Genomic DNA, 16,171 nt, shown 5'->3' on the forward strand with positions numbered 1-16,171 from the left:
CGTCCACAGTGCCACCGCGGAGATCACCACGAGGTCCACGAACACCATGTCGATCAGCGGTGATACGACAGTCGCATAGGTCAACAACCCGGTGACACCCAGGAGTTCCCTGACCACGATGCGTACGGGGTTCGCCGGAGCACCGTCCTCAGCGCGAATCCGGTAGCCCACAAGCCATCCACCAATCGTTATACCGCCGGTCGCGGAGGGCAGCACAACGCGCAACACCGCGAGCACGCCGAGTGCCCAGCGCGGATCCGGTGGCAGCACGAGCTTCGCGACGATCAGCACCACCATCGCGTCGGCAACGAGCGCGAGCAGCCGGCGCGGCACCGTCACCGTGCCGAAGGGCGCCGCCGAGTCCTCCGCGTCCGGCACCCTCGGCACCACGAGCGCGACGGGGGCGATCATCCAGCCGAACAGCGCGCCGGCCGTGTTGGAGATCAGGTCGTCCACGTCGGCGATGCGGTACGGGCACGGGTAGTAGCCGAAGTTGCCGGTGTACTGGACGACCTCGACCGCCAGCGAGAGGCCGAGACCGATGGCCACGACGGCGAACGGGCCCTTGCCGTAGGCCTTGCGCAGCACGACGCCCAGCGGGACGAACAACGCGACGTTGAACATCTGCTGGAGGAACGCCGACGACCGCACCATCGCGCCGACGCCGGAGCGGCCGTACGCCGCCATGTTGTTGCGCATGTCCGTGACCCACTGGAACGGGACGGTGGACAGCATCTGGTCGCCCTGGCAGAGCTTCGAGACGTCGGTGGGGAACGGCAGGAAGATCAACGCCAGCGCGACGAGCCCGTAGGCCAGCAGGCCGTACAGCACGAACGCGCGACGCGGTTCGACCCGCCCGAAACGCCAGTAGTGCAACAACACCAGGGGAACGAGCACCAGCAGCCCGACTCCCACGAAAGCCAGGAACCCCGTCCGAGCGGTCTCCCAGTACGACGCCACCATGATTCACCGCTCCGAGCTCGTGTTCGCGCCTGGGGGGATTTGTGCCCAAACCCGTTCTCCGCCAAACACCGGTTCGCGAAGATCCGCCGGACGGTCGCGCGGCGTCGCCCACTTCGCTCAACCGGTCGCGAGGACACGTGGGATGACCGGAGCGGTGACCCCGACCTCGAATAGACTGTCCTTTGTGGACTTCAAGGGCTGGAGTCGCACCATTCGAGACGGAGAGTTCACCCCTGTGAACGAACGGGGGTTCCTTTGGGCCCGCATTTCCGAAAATCTGTGGCGATGGGGAATGTGCCGCGGAGCAAGCCGGTCACGACGTCTGGACACGGCGGCGGGCAGGGACCGGCGAAGTGGGTCTTCGCGGTGCTCGGCGGGATCGCCGTCGCGGCCGCCGCCGTCGCGCTCGCGGCCGCGGGCGTCGGGCCGGCACTCGTCGTCGGCGTCAGCGTGCTGGGGGTGGCGGGCCTCGCCGCCCTGTTCGCGCCGCAGCAGCTGCTCAAGATCTTCGGGGTGGCCGCGCTGGTCGTCGCGCTCGTGGGGTCGGCGGGGGTGCTCGCCGGTGTCCTGAAGTACGGCGAGCGGGAAGCGGCGAGCAGTCCGGCCCTCGGCGCGGTCACTCCCGTCACGACCGAGCAGGGGCCGACGACGACCAGCGGGCCCGTGCGGTCCGGCGAGGGGTGGTACGACCTCGCCTCGCACGAGCCCGTGGAGTCGGGCGACGGTCAGGAGCTGGTGTCGTCGATCTCCATCGGCGTCGGCCGGGAACCGTTCCCCGAGAGCATCCGCGGCTCCTCCGCCTCGTCGGTGGCCCTGCCCGTCAACTTCCGCACCTGGGCGACCGCCGGCCGGTGCACTCGGCTGTCGGTGTGGGTGGGCAAGGACGCGGCCTCGGCGCAGAAGGACGGCACCGGCCAGTTCGTCGTGAAGGCCGACGACCAGGAGCTCACCTCCCGGCAGGCCGGCGCGACCGACGCCCCGCAGCACGTCGAGGTCGACATCTCGACCGTCTCCCGGCTGACGCTGCTGGACGTCCGCGCCAGCCGTGACGCCGCCAACGCCTGGGGCACGCCGCGGGTCTACTGCACCGCCCCTCCCGGTAAGACCCGCGTGTCGTCATGAGCGGACGTCGAACTCCGGCAGCGTCATCGCCGAGTGCTCGGGACGACCGGCGTCGGCGGGCAGTGCCGTGAGCTCGCGCAGCGCCTCGTTGCGCGCCGCCAGCGCTTCGGCCGTGGCGGGGAACAGCTGGGCGTCGCCCTCCGTCACCAGGGCCTGGTTCGCCTCGACGAACGGGCGCGTCTCGCGTTCGTAGGTCTCGAACGCCTCGGTGTGGCCGGCGGCCGTGGCCAGCCTGCCCGCCAGCACGTACGCGCCGACGAGCGCGAGGCTCGACCCCTGGCCGGTGAGGAACGACGGCGCGTACGCGGCGTCGCCGACGAGGGCGACGCGGCCGGAGGACCAGCGCGGCAGGTGGATCTGGCTGACGGTGTCGAAGAACAGGTCGTCGGCCTCCCGCATGGCCTTCAGCAGGTCCGGCACCTCCCAGCCGGCGCCCGCGAACACCGACTCCACCAGGTCGCGCTGGGCCTCGGGGTCGCGGAACGCGCCGAACGGGGCCTCGGCGCGCGCGAAGCTCAGGAACCCGTGCACGCTTTCGCTCTCACCCACCCCGTACAGCACGGCGGACCGGCCCGGTTCGTTCCACATCAGCCCCTCCCGCACGAGGCCGAGGCGGTTGGGCAGGGTGAACCCCGCGAAGCAGTAGCCGAGGTAGTGGTGGAACCGTTCCTCCGGCCCGAACGTCAGCGCGCGCACCCGCGAGTGCAGTCCGTCGGCGCCGATCACGTGGTCGTAGGTGCGCTTCAGTCCACTGTGGAACGTCACGTCGACGCCGCCGTCGTGGTCGTTCATCGCGACGATGGAGTTGTCGAACAGGAACTCCACGTCGTCGCACACGGTGTCGTAGAGGACCTCGGCGAGGTCGCCGCGGCGGATCTCCAGGTCGTCGCTGTCGCTGCGGGTGAGCGTGTCCGCGCCCATCGACGTGATCACGTCGCCGTCGCTGTCGAGGAACGTGATCCGCCGCGTGTCCACGTGGGCCTCCCGCAACCGGGGGAGGAGCCCCATCCGGTCGACGACGCCGAGCGCGGTGCCGCGGATGTCGATGGGGTAGCCGCCGCCGCGCAGGGTGTGCGACTTCTCGACGACGGTGACGTCGAAACCGTGCCGCCGCAACCAGAACGCGAGCGCGGGTCCCGCGATGCTGGCGCCGGAGATGAGGACGGTGGTCATGCGTGCCTCCAGATAACTAACTTAGGTATCCTTTTTGATCGCGCGCCGATCGCTACGGTTGCGCGTGACTGGGACGAGCATATACCTAAGTTAGGTAAGTAGGGCGTGAGATGAGCGAGGGCCTGGACCTGGCGGCGGTGCTGCCGCAGCTGATGCGACTGGGCACCGTGCTCAACCGCAGCCATCTGATAGAGCGGGCGATGGAGCAGGTCGGGATCCCGCTGGACCGCCCCGGCCTGACGGTGCTCGTCACGCTGCGGATGGCCGACCGGCCGCTGCGGGTGGGGGAGATCGCGGCGCGGATGGAGGTCGTCGGGCCGCACGTCACGCGCCACCTGCACGACCTCGAACGGGCGGACCTGGTCCGGCGCGTGGTCGACCCGGACGACCAGCGGGCGCGTCTGGTCGAGCTGACCGACGCCGGGTTCGGGGCGGCCAGCCGCTACCTGGAGACGATCCTCGGCTGGTTCACCGGCGCGGTCGAGGACTGGTCGCCGGAGGACCGGCAGACCTTCGGCAGCCTGCTCAGCCGGTTCGTGACCGACCTCCAGGCGCGGGTCGCGGACCTGGACTGATCCGCGACCCACGCCCGTGTCGGTGGGTCAGGCCTGGACGGGCACCGCGGACTCGCGCGGCAGGCGGCCGAGCTCCGCCGTCGGGCGCCGGAACGTCTCGCGGCCCGTCGCGATCGCGGCCGCGCTCACCGCGCACACCGCCGCCGTGAAGATCGCGACACCGACCCAGTCCTCGCGCCCGGAGCCGATGGCCGCCACGACGCTCGGCGCGAGCCCCGCGATGGCGAACCCGATCTGCGTGCCGATCGCCATGCCGGACAACCGGACCTCGGTGCTGAACATCTCGCCGTACAGCGACGGCCAGATGCCGTTGATCGCCGAGTACGCCACGCCGAACAGCAGGATGCCGAACGCGAACACCAGTCCCAGCGAGCCGGCCGAGATCGACCACAGGTACGGGAAGATCAGGACCGCGCACGCGCCGCAGCCGGCGAGGAACACCGGTTTGCGGCCGACCCGGTCGGAAAGCCCCGCCAGCACCGGGATCGCGGCGAGCGCGACCACGTTGGCGAGGACGCCGACCCACAGCATCGGCGTGCGGGCCAGGCCGATCGTGTTCACCGCGTAGCTCAGCGCGTAGACGGTGAAGATCGTGCTGACCGACGCGATCGTGGCCGCGAGGACGACCCGCAGCACGTCCACCCAGTGCGTCCGGAACAGCACCGCGGCCGGCAGCTTCGCGACCTTGGTGCGCCGGAACGCGGCGGTCTCGTCGATCTTGCTGCGGATGACGAGCCCGACGACCACGACGACCGCGCTGCACCAGAACGGCACGCGCCAGCCCCACGACAGCAGGTCGTCCTGGGGGAGCGCGGCCACCGGCAGGAAGATCGCCGTCGCGAGGATCTGCCCGGCCTGCGTGCCGCTCAGGGTGAAGCTCGTGAAGTACGCGCGGCGGTGCTCCGGCGCGTGCTCCAGCGACATCGAGTTCGCGCCCGCCTGCTCGCCCGACGCCGAAAGCCCCTGCAACAGGCGGAGGACGACGAGCAGGACCGGTGCGAGGACACCCGCCGTGTCGTAGGTGGGCAGGCAGCCGACGGCGAACGTCGCGAAACCCATCAGCAGCAACGTGAAGACGAGCACCTTCTTGCGCCCGAAGCGGTCGCCGACGTGGCCGAGCACGAACGCGCCGAGCGGCCGGGCGAGGTAGCCGACGCCGAACGTGGCGAGGGCGAGCAGGGTTCCCGTGGCCGGATCGGCGGCGGGGAAGAAGACCTTGTTGAACACCAGTGCAGCGGCTGTGCCGTAGATGAAGAAGTCGTAGTACTCGAGGGCGCTGCCGATCCAGGCTGCCAGCGCAGTCTTGCGGGCCATCGATGTGGTCACGGCGTACTCCGATGTACGATCTAGTTAGTTAACACAAAGTGGGATACGCCGCCCCCGTGTGTCAAGAGTCGATTTCAGCTGGTCAGGTAGTCGATCAGCATGTCACCGAGCATGCGTCGGTAGTGCTCGCGCCGGTCGGGGTCGAGCATGTCGCGGCCGAAGATCGCGGCGAACGTGTGCCGGTTCGCGAGCCGGAAGACGCAGAACGAGCTGATGACGATGTGCACGTCGAGCGGGTCGACGTCGTCGCGGAACCGGCCCGCGGCGCGGCCCCGTTCGAGGATCTGCGCCAGGCCGTCGAGCGCCGGGTTCGCGAGTCCCGCCAGCACCTCCGAGCGCGCGATGTGCTCGGCGCGGTGGATGTTCTCGATGCTGACGAGCCGGATGAAGTCGGGGTGCGCCTCGTGGTGGTCGAAGGTCAGCTCGGCGAGCCGGCGGATCGCGTCCTCCGGTTCGAGGTGCTCGACGTCGAGCTCGGCCTCCAAGGACCGGATCGCCAGGTAGGCCTTCTCCAGCACGGCGATGTAGAGCTGTTCCTTGCCACCGAAGTAGTAGTAGATCATCCGCTTGGTGGTGCTGGTCCGCTCGGCGATCTCGTCGACCCGCGCGCCCGTGTAGCCCTTGTCCGCGAACTCCCGCGTGGCAACGTCCAGGATGTCGGCGCGCGTGCGGTCCTTGTCCCGCTGGCGCTCGCCATCGGACGACGACGGTGCGGCCACCGGGCCCCCTTCGATCTGCGGACGACCTGCCAACTCTAGTGGAGCCCTTCCGGACCGCAGGGCGGTGCGCTACCGTGAACTCACTAGTTCGTACATTAGGCCGGGAGGCTGGGTGACCCACTACCTGATCGGGCTGATCGGCTCCGGCATCGGCCCGTCCCTGAGCCCGGCCCTGCACGAACGCGAGGCGGCCGAACTGGGGCTGCGCTACACCTACCGGCTGCTGGACCTCGACGAGCTGGACCGGCCGGTGGGCGAGGTGCTCGCCCTGGCCCGCGCCGAGGGGTTCCACGGCCTCAACATCACCCATCCGGGCAAGCAGGCCGTCCTGCCGCACCTCGACGACGTCGTGCCGGAGGCCGCGGCGCTCGGAGCCGTCAACACCGTGGTCTTCGACGACGGCCGCGCGATCGGCCACAACACCGACGCCACCGGGTTCGCGCGCAGCCTCAGCCGCGGGCTTCCGGACGCCCGCATGAAGTCCGTCGTGCTGCTGGGCGCGGGTGGTGCCGGTGCCGCCGTGGGCCACGCGCTGCTGACGCTGGGCGCGGAACGCCTCGGCGTGCACGACGTCGACCAGGACCGCGCCGACCACCTGGTGGAGGCGTTGCGAAGCAGGTTCGGTGCCGACCGGGCTGTCACGTGCACACCCGAAGCCGTCCGCACGGCCGACGGACTGGTGCACGCCACACCCACGGGCATGGCGGCCCACCCCGGCCTGCCCCTCGACGAGTCGTTGCTGCGCGAGGAACTCTGGGTCGCCGACATCGTCTACCGGCCGCTGGAGACCGCACTGCTGGCCGCGGCACGTTCGCGGGGCTGCCGCGTGCTGCACGGCGGCGGCATGGTCGTGCTCCAGGCCGCCGAGTCGCTGCGCCTGTTCACCGGCGTGGACCCCGACGCCGGCCGGATGCTCGCGCACTTCGAGGAACTGGAGGGGGAACCCGCCCATGCGTCGTGACCCGCGCACCGCCATCGCCACCGTGTGCCTGTCCGGCACGCTGGACGACAAGCTGGCCGCGGCCGCCGCGGCGGGCTTCGACGGCGTCGAGCTGTTCGAGAACGACCTGGTCGCGTCGCGCCGCGGTCCGGCGGAGATCCGGCGGCGCTGCGCGGACCTCGGCCTGACCGTCGACCTGTACCAGCCGTTCCGCGACTTCGAGGCCGTGCCGCCGGACGTGCTCGCCGCAAACCTCCGCCGCGCCGAGCGCAAGTTCGACGTCATGGCCGCACTGGGCGTGGACACCGTGCTGGTCTGCTCGTCGGTCTCGCCGGACGCGATCGACGACGACGACCTCGCGGCCGAACAGCTGCACCTGCTGGCCGCGCGGGCGGGCGAACGGGGACTGCGCGTCGCCTACGAGGCGTTGGCGTGGGGCCGGTACGTCCACGGCTACGAGCACGCCTGGCGCATCGTCCGCCGGGCTGCCCACCCGGCTCTCGGCGTCTGCCTGGACAGCTTCCACATCCTGTCCCGAGGAGACGATCCGCGGGCGATCCGCGCGATCCCCGGTGACAAGATCTTCTTCCTGCAGCTGGCCGACGCGCCGACGCTGCCGATGGACGTCCTGCCGTGGAGCCGCCACCACCGCCTCTTCCCGGGACAGGGCGACTTCGACCTGACGACGTTCACCCGCGACGTCCTCGGCACCGGCTACGACGGCCCGTTGTCGCTGGAGGTCTTCAACGACGTCTTCCGCCAGGCCGACCCGCACCGGACCGCGGTCGACGCGATGCGCTCGCTGGTCAGCCTGAAGGACTCCCTGGGACTGCTGGACGTCCCCGCCGCGCCCGTCCCGTCCGGCTTCGCCTTCGCCGAGGTCGTGGGGGAGCCGGACCTCGCCGCGCTGGGGTTCGCCCGGACCGGCGTGCACCGCTCGAAACCGGTCGAGCTGTGGACGCAGGGACAGGCCCGCGTGCTGGTCAACACCCACGGCGAACCCGGTTCCATCGGGGCGCTGGGCCTGTCCGTCGCCGACCCTGCCGCCGCCGAGCAACGCGCCGAGGTCATGCTGGCACCGCCGCTCGCGCGCACACCCGGTCCCGGCGAAGCCCCGCTGACCGCGATCGCCGCGCCCGACGGCACGCAGCTCTTCCTGTGCGCGGACGACGACTGGCTGGCCGACTTCCTGCCGACCGGCGAGACCGCCGCGGACGCGGGCCTCACCGGCATCGACCACGTCTCCCTGACCCAGCCCTTCGACAACTTCGACGAGGCGACTCTCTTCCACCGCGCGGTGCTGGGCCTGGTACCCGGCCCCACGGCGGAGTTCGCGGCCCCGTTCGGGCTGGTGCGCGGCCGGGGTGTGAGCGGCGGCGGCCTCCGCCTGACCCTGGACTGCGCCCTCGTCCGCCGCGGCGGGTGGGCGCCTGCGGTCGAGGCGCCGCAGCACATCGCCTTCAGCTGCACCGACGCCGTCGCGTCCGCGCGGGCACTGCGGCGGTCGGGCGCGCGGGTGCTGGACGTCCCGGCCAACTACCACGATGACCTCGCGGCCCGCACCGGTCTGCCCGACGAGCGCCTCGACGCGCTGCGGGAGGGCTCCGTGCTGTACGACCGCGACGAGCACGGCGAGTACCTGCACTTCTACACCGAGCTGGCCGGTGCCAGGGTGTTCTTCGAGGTCGTGCAGCGGATCGGCGGCTACCGCGGGTTCGGCGTGGTCAACGCGCCCGTCCGGATGGCCGCCCACCACGAGGCCCGCCGGTCAGCTCAGCCGTGAGCGGTGATCGGCACGTCGATCAGGAGGGGTGTCCGGCGCTGCTCCGCCACCAGCGCCGTGAGCTCGGCCAGCGAGCCGGGGCGCACGGCGTCGATGCCGAAGAACTCCGCCGCCTTCGTGAAGTCGAGTGCGGGCGGCCCCAGCTGGAAACCGGGGTAGCCGGCCTCGCGGGAGGCCGTCGCGTCCCACCGGTCCAGGGTCTCCTTGAGCGTGCGGTACTCGCCGTTGTTCATGACGACGAACGTCACCGGCACCTCGTAGTGGGCCGCTGACCACAGGCCCTGCAGGCCGAACATCGTGCAGCCGTCGCCCAGCACCGCGACCACGGGCCGGTGCGGGTCGGCGAGCCGGGTGCCCACGGCGGCGCCGATGCCCGAGCCCAGGCCGCCGCCGACGGTGTGCACCAGGGAGCCGGGCCTGTCGAGGTCCAGCACCGAGCGGAGCAGGACGCCCGAGGTGATGGCCTCCTCCACGACCACCGCGTCCTCGCTCAGGCCGGCGGCGACGGCGTGCACCGCGGCGAGCGGGTCGAACGGCGGCGGGCCGTACCGGGCCAGCGCCTCGGCCCTGATCTCCGCTCGACGCGTCCGGTGGCCGGTCGTGGTCCGCGGCCTGGCGGGCAGGCGCTTGACCAGTTCGTCCAAAGTGGACTGAAAACCGCCGACGAGCCCTGCCGCCACCGGGAAGTTGCGGCCGATCTCCGCCGCGTCCGTGTCGAGCTGCACCACGCGCACCGAGGACGGCACGGCCGGTCCGGGGGTGTAGTGGTGGGCCATGAACGCGTGGCAGCCCACGACGAACACCACGTCGTGCTGCTCCAGCCGGGCGCGGATGGCCTGGTTGGTGGGTTCCAGGGCACCGGCGTAGGACGGGTGGGACGACGGGAAGTTCACGCCGTCGTGCATCGGCTGGTGGTAGACCGTCGCACCGATCCGTTCGGCCAGCGCCACCAACGACGCGGTCGCGCGAGCCCGGCCCACTCCGTCACCGGCGACGATGGCCGGACGTTCGGCCGAGGACAGCACCGCGACGGCGTCGGCGAGGTCGGGTGCGCCCAGCGGGGCGACGACCGACTTCGCCGGTGTCGCAACGGGAGTGGACTCCTGGAGCAGGTCCATGGGGATCGAGAGGAAGACCGGGCCGGCCGGGGGCTGCACGGCGAGGGCGAAGGCGCGGCGCAGCATGATCGGCAGGTCGTGCGCGTGCTGCACGTCGAACGTGTGCTTGACGGCCGCGCGGGCTAGACCCACCAGGTCGCCGGAGAGCATCGGGTCGCTCGCCAGGTGCCGGCGGTCCTGCTGACCCGCCGTCACGACGAGCGGGGTGCGCGACCGGGAGGCGTTGAGCAGCCCGATCAGCCCGTTGGCCAGGCCCGCCGCGATGTGCAGCGACACGAACGCCGGTCGTCCGGTCGCGCGGGCGTAGCCGTCGGCCATCGCGACGACCGACCCCTCGTGCACGCCCAGCACGAACTCGACGTCGTCCACGCCGGCCAGCGCGTCGACGAACGGCAGCTCCGACGTGCCGGGGTTGCCGAACACCTTGGTGACGCCCTCGTCGCGCAGGATCCGCAGCATCGCGTCCACCGGGGGCAGCATCAGCGTCGCGTCCTCCATGCTCCGCACGCTACGCGCGCGACCCCCTGACCGGCCAAAGTGGACTCGTTTTAGGGGGTCGTTTCTGGGGTCCCCGGACGGCGGGGCGCGACCTACGCTTGCCGTCGCCAGGTGCCGCCGCGTGGCGCATTACCGGCTAATTCCGGAAGAACCTCTGAGGAGCGGCCGGACATGACGTTCCACCCACCAGTGCGTTCGCGGCTGCTCGCCGCGGCAGCGTTGCTCGCCGTCACAGCGATGGGCGGGTGCGCCGCCCCCGGCGGTGCCGCCCGCGCCGACGGCGTGCTCACCTTCTCCACCGGGCAGCAGCCCGACTGCCTCGACCCGCAGGTGAGCCCCGCCGGCATCACCGCGCTGATCAACCGCAACGTCTTCGACTCGCTCGTCGAGATGACGCCGGACGGCCGGTTCGAGCCGTGGCTCGCCCGCAGCTGGACCATCGCGCCCGACGGCCTCGCCTACACCTTCCAGTTGCGCGACGACGTGAAGTTCCACGACGGCACGCCGGTGAACGCCGCCGCGGTGAAGGCCACCCTCGACCACGCCGTCGACCCGAAGACGAAGTCGTTCTCCGCCAAGAACCTCATCAGCGGGTACGCCGGGGCCGAGGTCACCGGTGAGGACGTCGTGACGGTCCGGCTGAGCAAGCCCAACAGCGCGCTCATGCAGGCGCTCAGCACGCCCAACCTCGGCATCCAGTCGCCGAGGTCGATCGAGGGCAACTTCGCGAACCTGTGCTGGGCGCCGGTCGGCTCCGGCCCGTTCTCGTTCGTGCGCTGGGCTCGCAACGAGCGGATCTCGCTGACCAGGAACCCCGCCTACGCCTGGGGCCCGCCGTCGGCGAAGCACACCGGGGCGGCCGCGCTGAACGGCATCGACTTCGTGTTCATGTCCGAGGCCAAGGTCCGGTTCGGCGCGCTGACCAGCGGCCAGGTCGACGTCAGCGAGGCCGTCGAGCCCGCGAACGCCAAGTCGCTCGCGGCCGACGGCACGTGGCAGTACTTCCACAACGTCGAGCCCGGCATGGTCCACTACCTGCTCTTCAACAGCACCAAGGGGAAGCTCGCCGACGAACGCGTCCGCACCGCCCTGATGCGCTCGGCCGACCTGGACGCGCTGGTGCGCACCGCCACGTTCGGCCAGCTCGACCGCGCGTGGAGCCCGCTCTCGCCGACCACGATCCACTACGACCTCTCGACCGTCGGGTCGTGGCAGGTCGACCGCGACCTCGCCGGGCGCCTGCTCGACGAGGCCGGCTGGACCGGCAGGGACGAGGACGGCTACCGCACCAAGAACGGCGAGCGCCTCACGATCAGCTGGCCGTACAACAACGCCACGGCCACCCACCTGGTCGAGACGCTGGCGCAGGGCATCCAGGCCGAGGCCAAGAAGGCGGGCATCGAGATCGTCCGCCAGGGCCGCGACCTCGGCACGTGGACCAACGACCTGCTCAACGGCAACATGGACATGTTCAACTCGAGCTACAGCCGCAACGAGCCGGACGTGCTGAGGTTCTTCTTCGCCACCGGCTCCACCGCGGCCAGCGGCGGCGCGAACCTGTTCAAGATCAACCACCCGGAGCTCGACGCCTGGCTGGTGCACGCCAACACCACCGTCGACGAGAAGGCCCGCGCGGACGACTACGCCAAGGCGCAGCGCTACCTCATCGAACACTCCCTGGTGATGCCGATCTACGTCCCGGCGAAGCTGATGGGCGCGTCCCCGGACGTGCACGGGCTGCGCTTCGACGTCTCCGGCTCACCGCTGTTCTACGACGTCTCGCTGGCAGGAGCCCGCTCATGACCACCGCACGGCGCCTGCTGGGCAGGCTCGTCCTGGCCCTGCTCGTCGTCCTCGGCGCGGCCACCGTCGCGTTCGCCGCGATCCACCTGACCCCCGGCGACCCGGTCCGCGCGATCCTCGGCACGTCCGGGCCGTCGCAGCAGCTGATCGACCAGGTGCGCGCCGAGCTCAACCTCGACAAGCCGCTGACCGTCCAATATGGACTGTACGTGCGCAACGTGCTCACCGGTGACTTCGGTGAGTCCTACCAGCTGCAGCAGCCGGTGGTCCGGCTGATCGGCGAGCAGATCGGCGCCTCGGTCCAGCTGGCGCTGAGCGCGCTGGCCCTCGCGCTGCTGGTGTCGGTGGTCCTCGCCGTCGCGACCGCCGGACGGCGTCCCGCGCTGCGCCGGATCTCCGGTGTCGTCGAGCTGCTCACCATCTCCACCCCGAACTTCTGGGTCGCCGTGCTGCTGCTGACGGTGTTCTCGTTCAAGCTGCACTGGTTCCCGGTGATCGCCGGGCACGGCGTGTCCGGGCTGGTGCTGCCCGCGGTGGCGCTGGCGCTGGGCATGGTCGGCATGTTCACGCAGGTGCTGCGGGAGGGCATGGAACGCGCGCTGGGCGAGCCGTTCGTGCTCAGCTCCCGCGCCCGCGGCTCCAGCGAGACCACGGTCCGCGTCCGGCACGCGCTCAGGCACGCCGTCGTGCCGCTCGTGACGCTGTCCGGGTGGACGGTCGGCGCGTTGCTCAGCGGTGCCGTCGTGATCGAGATGGTCTTCAACCGGCCGGGCATCGGCCGCACCCTCGCCACCGCCATCGCGAACAAGGACCTGCCGGTCGTCAGCGGTGTGGTCGTGATCGCGGCCGTCGTGTTCACCGTCGTCAACTTCCTGGTCGACGTGCTGTACCGGGTGATGGACCCACGAGTGGGGAGGTTCTCCCGATGACCGGACTGCTCACCGTCCCCTCGCGGGTCACCGGCGCGACCAGGAGGCTGCACGTCGGCCTGTCGCTGGCGTGGCTGTTCATCGGCCTGCTGGTGCTCGCCGCGCTGGTGCCGGACCTGCTCGCGCCGCAGCCACCGGACGCGGTCGACCCCGCCATCGCGCTGAGCACGCCCAGCTGGGACCACGTGTTCGGCACGGACGAGCTCGGCCGCGACGTCTACAGCCGGATCGTGCACGGCGCCCGGTTCTCGCTCGGCATCGGCCTCGGGTCGACGGCGATCGCGCTGGCGCTGGGCGTCCTGCTCGGCGTGGTCTCGGCGACCGCCGGCCGGGTCGCCGACAGCGTGATCACGTGGTTCACCAACGTGTTCCTGGCGTTCCCCGGCCTGCTGCTGGCGTTGCTGGTCGTCGCGATCCTCGGTCCCGGCACGCTGAACGTGATCATCGCGATCGGCCTGTCGTCCGTGCCCGGCTTCACCCGGCTGACCCGCGGCCAGGCCCTGGTCGTACGCGACTCCGGCTACGTCCGCGCCGCGATCACGCTGGGACAGCGCAAACCCGCGATCTACCTGCGGCACCTGCTGCCCAACGCGCTGCCGCCGCTGCTGCTGTTCGCCACGCTCTACCTCGGTGCCGCGATCGTCGCCGGGTCCGCGTTGAGCTTCCTCGGCCTCGGCCCGCAGGCACCGACCCCGGAATGGGGCTCGATGCTCGCCGACGGCCAGGACTTCCTCGACGTCGTCTGGCACATCACCGTCATCCCCGGCCTGGTCGTGACGCTGGCCGTCATCTCGTTCACCGTGGCGGGCCGGGACCTGCGCCGCCGTTTCGAAGGGAGGCTGCCGGATGCCGTCCGCTGACCAGCCGGTCGTGTCGGTCCGCGACCTCACCGTCGGCTTCCGCACCGCGCGTGGCCACGTCCACGCCGTGCAGGGAGTCAGCTTCGACCTCCACCCCGGTCGGTGCCTCGCGATCGTCGGCGAGTCCGGTTCCGGCAAGAGCGTCACCGCCCGCACCCTCGTCGGGCTGACCGGCCCGAACGCCGAGGTCGAGGCGACCGGGCTGACCCTCGACGGGCAGGACCTGACCCGGCTGACCGACCGGCAGTGGCGGTCGGTGCGCGGGCGCCGCGTCGGGTTCGTGCTCCAGGACGCGCTCACCTCGCTCGACCCGGTGCGCACGATCGGCGCCGAGATCGGGGAGGCGCTGCGCAACCACGGCCTGGCGACCCGCGCGACCGTGCACGGCGAAGTCGTGGCGTTGCTGGAGAAGGCCTCGGTGCCGGACCCGGAACGGCGCGCGAAGCAGTACGCGCACCAGCTCTCCGGCGGCTTGCGGCAGCGGGCGCTGATCGCCTCGGCGGTCGCCGCCCGGCCGGACGTGCTGATCGCCGACGAACCCACGACCGCGCTCGACGTCGTGGTGCAGGCCCAGATCCTGGAGCTGCTCGGCGCCGAGAAGGCCGAGGGCACGGCGCTGCTGCTGATCAGCCACGACCTCGCCGTCGTCGCCAAGCTCGCCGACGAGATCGCGGTCATGCGCGACGGCAGGATCGTCGAACGCGGCAGCGCTGAGGCCGTGCTGCGCTCGCCGAGCCACGAGTACACGAAGAAGCTGCTGGCCGCCGTGCCGTCCGCGCACCCCAAGGGCACGCGGCTGGCCGGTCCGCGCACCGGTGAGCCTGTGGTGTCCACGAAGGACGTCGTAACGGGTCCGGTGGTCGAGGTGGACGCGGTGTCCAAGAGCTTCGTCGGCCCGGACGGCGTGCGGCGCACCCAGGTCAAGGACGTGTCGTTCGCGCTCCAGGCGGGCCGGATCCTCGGCCTGGTCGGTGAGTCGGGCTCGGGCAAGACCACCGTCGCGACCATGGTGCTGGGACTGCTGGAACCGGACACCGGATCCGTGCGCGTGCTGGACCGGCCGTGGTCTGGACAGCGCGAGTCGCGGCGCAGGCCGTTCCGCCGGCACATCCAGCTGGTGCACCAGGACCCGCTCGACGCCTTCGACCCCCGCTACACCGTCGAACGGATCGTCGGCGAGGCGCTCGCCGCCATCGGGAGGACCGGAGACCGCCGCGCGCAGGTGACGCGGTGGCTGCACCGGGTCGGCCTCGACGAGCAGCTGCTCGACCGCCGCCCGCGCCAGCTCTCCGGCGGCCAGCTGCAACGGCTCGCCATCGCCAGGGCGCTGGCCGCCGAGCCGGACGTGCTGGTGTGCGACGAGCCGGTGTCGTCCCTGGACGTGTCGGTGCAGGCGCAGATCCTCGACCTGCTCGCCGACCTGCGCGCCGACCTGGGGCTGTCGCTGCTGTTCATCTCGCACGACCTCGGCGTGGTCCGGCACCTCTGCGACGACGTGCTGGTGATGTCCGACGGCGAGGTCGTCGAGGCCGGACCGGTCGAGGACGTGCTGCGCGAACCCGCGCACGAGTACACGAAGTCGCTCGTGGCCGCGATCCCGCGGATCGAGGACGCGTTCCCCGAGGAGAGCAGGGTGACCACCTGATGTCCCGCGTTCTCGCGATCTCCGGATCGCTGCGCACCGGCTCGTTCAACACCCAGCTGCTGCGCGCGCTGCCCGCGCTCGCGCCCGAGGGCATGGAGTTCGAGTTCTTCGACGGGATGGCCGACATCCCGTTGTACAACCAGGACCTCGACGTCGACCCGCCCCCGCCGGCGGTCGCGAGGCTGCGCGACGCCATCCGCGCCGCGGACGGCATCGTGCTGGCGACGCCGGAGTACCTGCACGCGTTGCCCGGCGTGGTGAAGAACGCCCTCGACTGGGCGTCACGGCCGCCGACCGCCCCGGCGCTCACCGGCAAGGGGGTCGTGGTGCTCGTGGCCACGATCGGCCGCACGTTCGGGTTCCGCGGCCTCGCCGAGGCTTCCCAGGTGTTCGCGCACCTGCGCAACGTCGTCGTGCCCGCACCCGAGGTCGTGGTCAACACGGCCCACGAGGTGCTGGTCACCGACGAGGACGGCACGGTCCGGATCACCGATCCGATGGCCGTGGCGCTGGTCCAGGTCCAGCTGCACATGCTGGCGGACCTGATCGCTTCCGGTGCGGCGTCGTCGGTCTCCGACGCCCTCGACCGCCACACCGGCAAGCTGCTTTCCCTGTTCAACGCGAAATCGGGATGACACAAGACTAGGGGGACAACGGAAGTGCGCAGCACTCGAACACCGCTCGCAGGTCTGGCCGGGCTCGCCGCGGCCGCGGCGA

Annotated in this window: 14 protein-coding genes; 9 read left to right on the forward strand and 5 right to left on the reverse strand. The window is 71.3% G+C overall.

Translation table 11 applies throughout. The features are described from left to right. On the reverse strand, window positions 1-963 hold a 963-nt coding region (locus tag VF330_RS28250; protein WP_330854723.1), incomplete at its 3' end, for a VanZ family protein. 285 nt (window positions 964-1,248) lie between these two features. Between VF330_RS28250 and VF330_RS28255 the strand changes: the two genes are divergently transcribed. Then, the gene (locus VF330_RS28255) at window positions 1,249-2,085 is read left to right on the forward strand and encodes an NPCBM/NEW2 domain-containing protein (RefSeq protein ID WP_330854724.1); all 837 of its coding nucleotides are present in this window, start codon (window positions 1,249-1,251) and stop codon (window positions 2,083-2,085) included. Here VF330_RS28255 and VF330_RS28260 read toward each other — a convergent pair. After that, complete coding sequence (locus tag VF330_RS28260; RefSeq protein WP_330854725.1) at window positions 2,080-3,258, reverse strand: FAD-dependent monooxygenase; 1,179 nt, start codon at window positions 3,256-3,258, stop codon at window positions 2,080-2,082. The genes VF330_RS28255 and VF330_RS28260 overlap by 6 nt on opposite strands. A 110-nt stretch (window positions 3,259-3,368) precedes the next feature. Between VF330_RS28260 and VF330_RS28265 the strand changes: the two genes are divergently transcribed. Then, complete coding sequence (locus tag VF330_RS28265; protein WP_330854726.1) at window positions 3,369-3,833, forward strand: MarR family winged helix-turn-helix transcriptional regulator; 465 nt, start codon at window positions 3,369-3,371, stop codon at window positions 3,831-3,833. Between the two features lie 27 nt (window positions 3,834-3,860). Here VF330_RS28265 and VF330_RS28270 read toward each other — a convergent pair whose 3' ends face one another. Next, entirely contained in the window at window positions 3,861-5,159 is a 1,299-nt protein-coding gene (locus VF330_RS28270) for an MFS transporter (RefSeq protein ID WP_330854727.1), read from the reverse strand. A gap of 74 nt (window positions 5,160-5,233) precedes the next feature. After that, window positions 5,234-5,878, reverse strand: coding sequence for a TetR/AcrR family transcriptional regulator (locus VF330_RS28275; RefSeq protein WP_330854728.1), 645 nt, complete (start codon window positions 5,876-5,878; stop codon window positions 5,234-5,236). A 112-nt stretch (window positions 5,879-5,990) separates the two neighbouring features. Between VF330_RS28275 and VF330_RS28280 the strand changes: the two genes are divergently transcribed. Both VF330_RS28280 and VF330_RS28285 read left to right on the forward strand, forming a co-directional pair. Continuing rightward, entirely contained in the window at window positions 5,991-6,839 is an 849-nt protein-coding gene (locus tag VF330_RS28280) for a shikimate dehydrogenase (protein WP_330854729.1), read from the forward strand. Then, window positions 6,829-8,601 (forward strand): bifunctional sugar phosphate isomerase/epimerase/4-hydroxyphenylpyruvate dioxygenase family protein, encoded by a 1,773-nt coding sequence (locus tag VF330_RS28285; protein WP_330854730.1) that lies wholly within the window; start codon window positions 6,829-6,831, stop codon window positions 8,599-8,601. Before VF330_RS28280 ends, VF330_RS28285 begins: the two co-directional genes overlap by 11 nt. Here VF330_RS28285 and VF330_RS28290 read toward each other — a convergent pair. Beyond that, entirely contained in the window at window positions 8,592-10,217 is a 1,626-nt protein-coding gene (locus tag VF330_RS28290; RefSeq protein ID WP_330854731.1) for a thiamine pyrophosphate-binding protein, read from the reverse strand. The genes VF330_RS28285 and VF330_RS28290 overlap by 10 nt on opposite strands. Before the next feature lie 171 nt (window positions 10,218-10,388). On the opposite strand from VF330_RS28290, the gene VF330_RS28295 reads away from it, so the two are divergent. The 5 genes from VF330_RS28295 to VF330_RS28315 are packed head-to-tail and all read left to right on the forward strand — an operon-like array spanning window position 10,389 to window position 16,089. Next, window positions 10,389-12,020 (forward strand): ABC transporter substrate-binding protein, encoded by a 1,632-nt coding sequence (locus VF330_RS28295; RefSeq protein ID WP_330854732.1) that lies wholly within the window; start codon window positions 10,389-10,391, stop codon window positions 12,018-12,020. Continuing rightward, window positions 12,017-12,949: an ABC transporter permease gene (locus VF330_RS28300; protein ID WP_330854733.1), complete on the forward strand. Its 933-nt coding sequence runs from the start codon at window positions 12,017-12,019 to the stop codon at window positions 12,947-12,949. The genes VF330_RS28295 and VF330_RS28300 overlap by 4 nt, the downstream gene beginning before the upstream one ends. After that, window positions 12,946-13,809 carry an ABC transporter permease gene (locus VF330_RS28305; protein ID WP_330854734.1) on the forward strand — a complete coding sequence of 288 codons (864 nt, stop codon included), beginning with the start codon at window positions 12,946-12,948 and terminating at the stop codon, window positions 13,807-13,809. The genes VF330_RS28300 and VF330_RS28305 overlap by 4 nt, the downstream gene beginning before the upstream one ends. Further along, window positions 13,796-15,454, forward strand: coding sequence for an ABC transporter ATP-binding protein (locus VF330_RS28310; RefSeq protein WP_330854735.1), 1,659 nt, complete (start codon window positions 13,796-13,798; stop codon window positions 15,452-15,454). Before VF330_RS28305 ends, VF330_RS28310 begins: the two co-directional genes overlap by 14 nt. Continuing rightward, the gene (locus VF330_RS28315) at window positions 15,454-16,089 is read left to right on the forward strand and encodes an NADPH-dependent FMN reductase (protein ID WP_330854736.1); all 636 of its coding nucleotides are present in this window, start codon (window positions 15,454-15,456) and stop codon (window positions 16,087-16,089) included. The genes VF330_RS28310 and VF330_RS28315 overlap by 1 nt, the downstream gene beginning before the upstream one ends. Window positions 16,090-16,171 lie beyond the last annotated feature (82 nt).

This window comes from Lentzea sp. (genome assembly GCF_036380075.1).
Classification (GTDB): domain Bacteria; phylum Actinomycetota; class Actinomycetes; order Mycobacteriales; family Pseudonocardiaceae; genus Lentzea.

Excerpts from the sequence above, each read along its gene's own strand:
- VF330_RS28295 (WP_330854732.1), top strand. The coding sequence starts at position 10,389 with ATGACGTTCCACCCACCAGTGCGTTCGCGGCTGCTCGCCGCGGCAGCG.
- VF330_RS28305 (WP_330854734.1), top strand. The coding sequence starts at position 12,946 with ATGACCGGACTGCTCACCGTCCCCTCGCGGGTCACCGGCGCGACCAGG.
- VF330_RS28265 (WP_330854726.1), top strand. The coding sequence starts at position 3,369 with ATGAGCGAGGGCCTGGACCTGGCGGCGGTGCTGCCGCAGCTGATGCGA.
- VF330_RS28315 (WP_330854736.1), top strand. The coding sequence starts at position 15,454 with ATGTCCCGCGTTCTCGCGATCTCCGGATCGCTGCGCACCGGCTCGTTC.
- VF330_RS28285 (WP_330854730.1), top strand. The coding sequence starts at position 6,829 with ATGCGTCGTGACCCGCGCACCGCCATCGCCACCGTGTGCCTGTCCGGC.
- VF330_RS28300 (WP_330854733.1), top strand. The coding sequence starts at position 12,017 with ATGACCACCGCACGGCGCCTGCTGGGCAGGCTCGTCCTGGCCCTGCTC.
- VF330_RS28255 (WP_330854724.1), top strand. The coding sequence starts at position 1,249 with ATGGGGAATGTGCCGCGGAGCAAGCCGGTCACGACGTCTGGACACGGC.
- VF330_RS28310 (WP_330854735.1), top strand. The coding sequence starts at position 13,796 with ATGCCGTCCGCTGACCAGCCGGTCGTGTCGGTCCGCGACCTCACCGTC.
- VF330_RS28260 (WP_330854725.1), bottom strand. The coding sequence starts at position 3,258 with ATGACCACCGTCCTCATCTCCGGCGCCAGCATCGCGGGACCCGCGCTC.
- VF330_RS28290 (WP_330854731.1), bottom strand. The coding sequence starts at position 10,217 with ATGGAGGACGCGACGCTGATGCTGCCCCCGGTGGACGCGATGCTGCGG.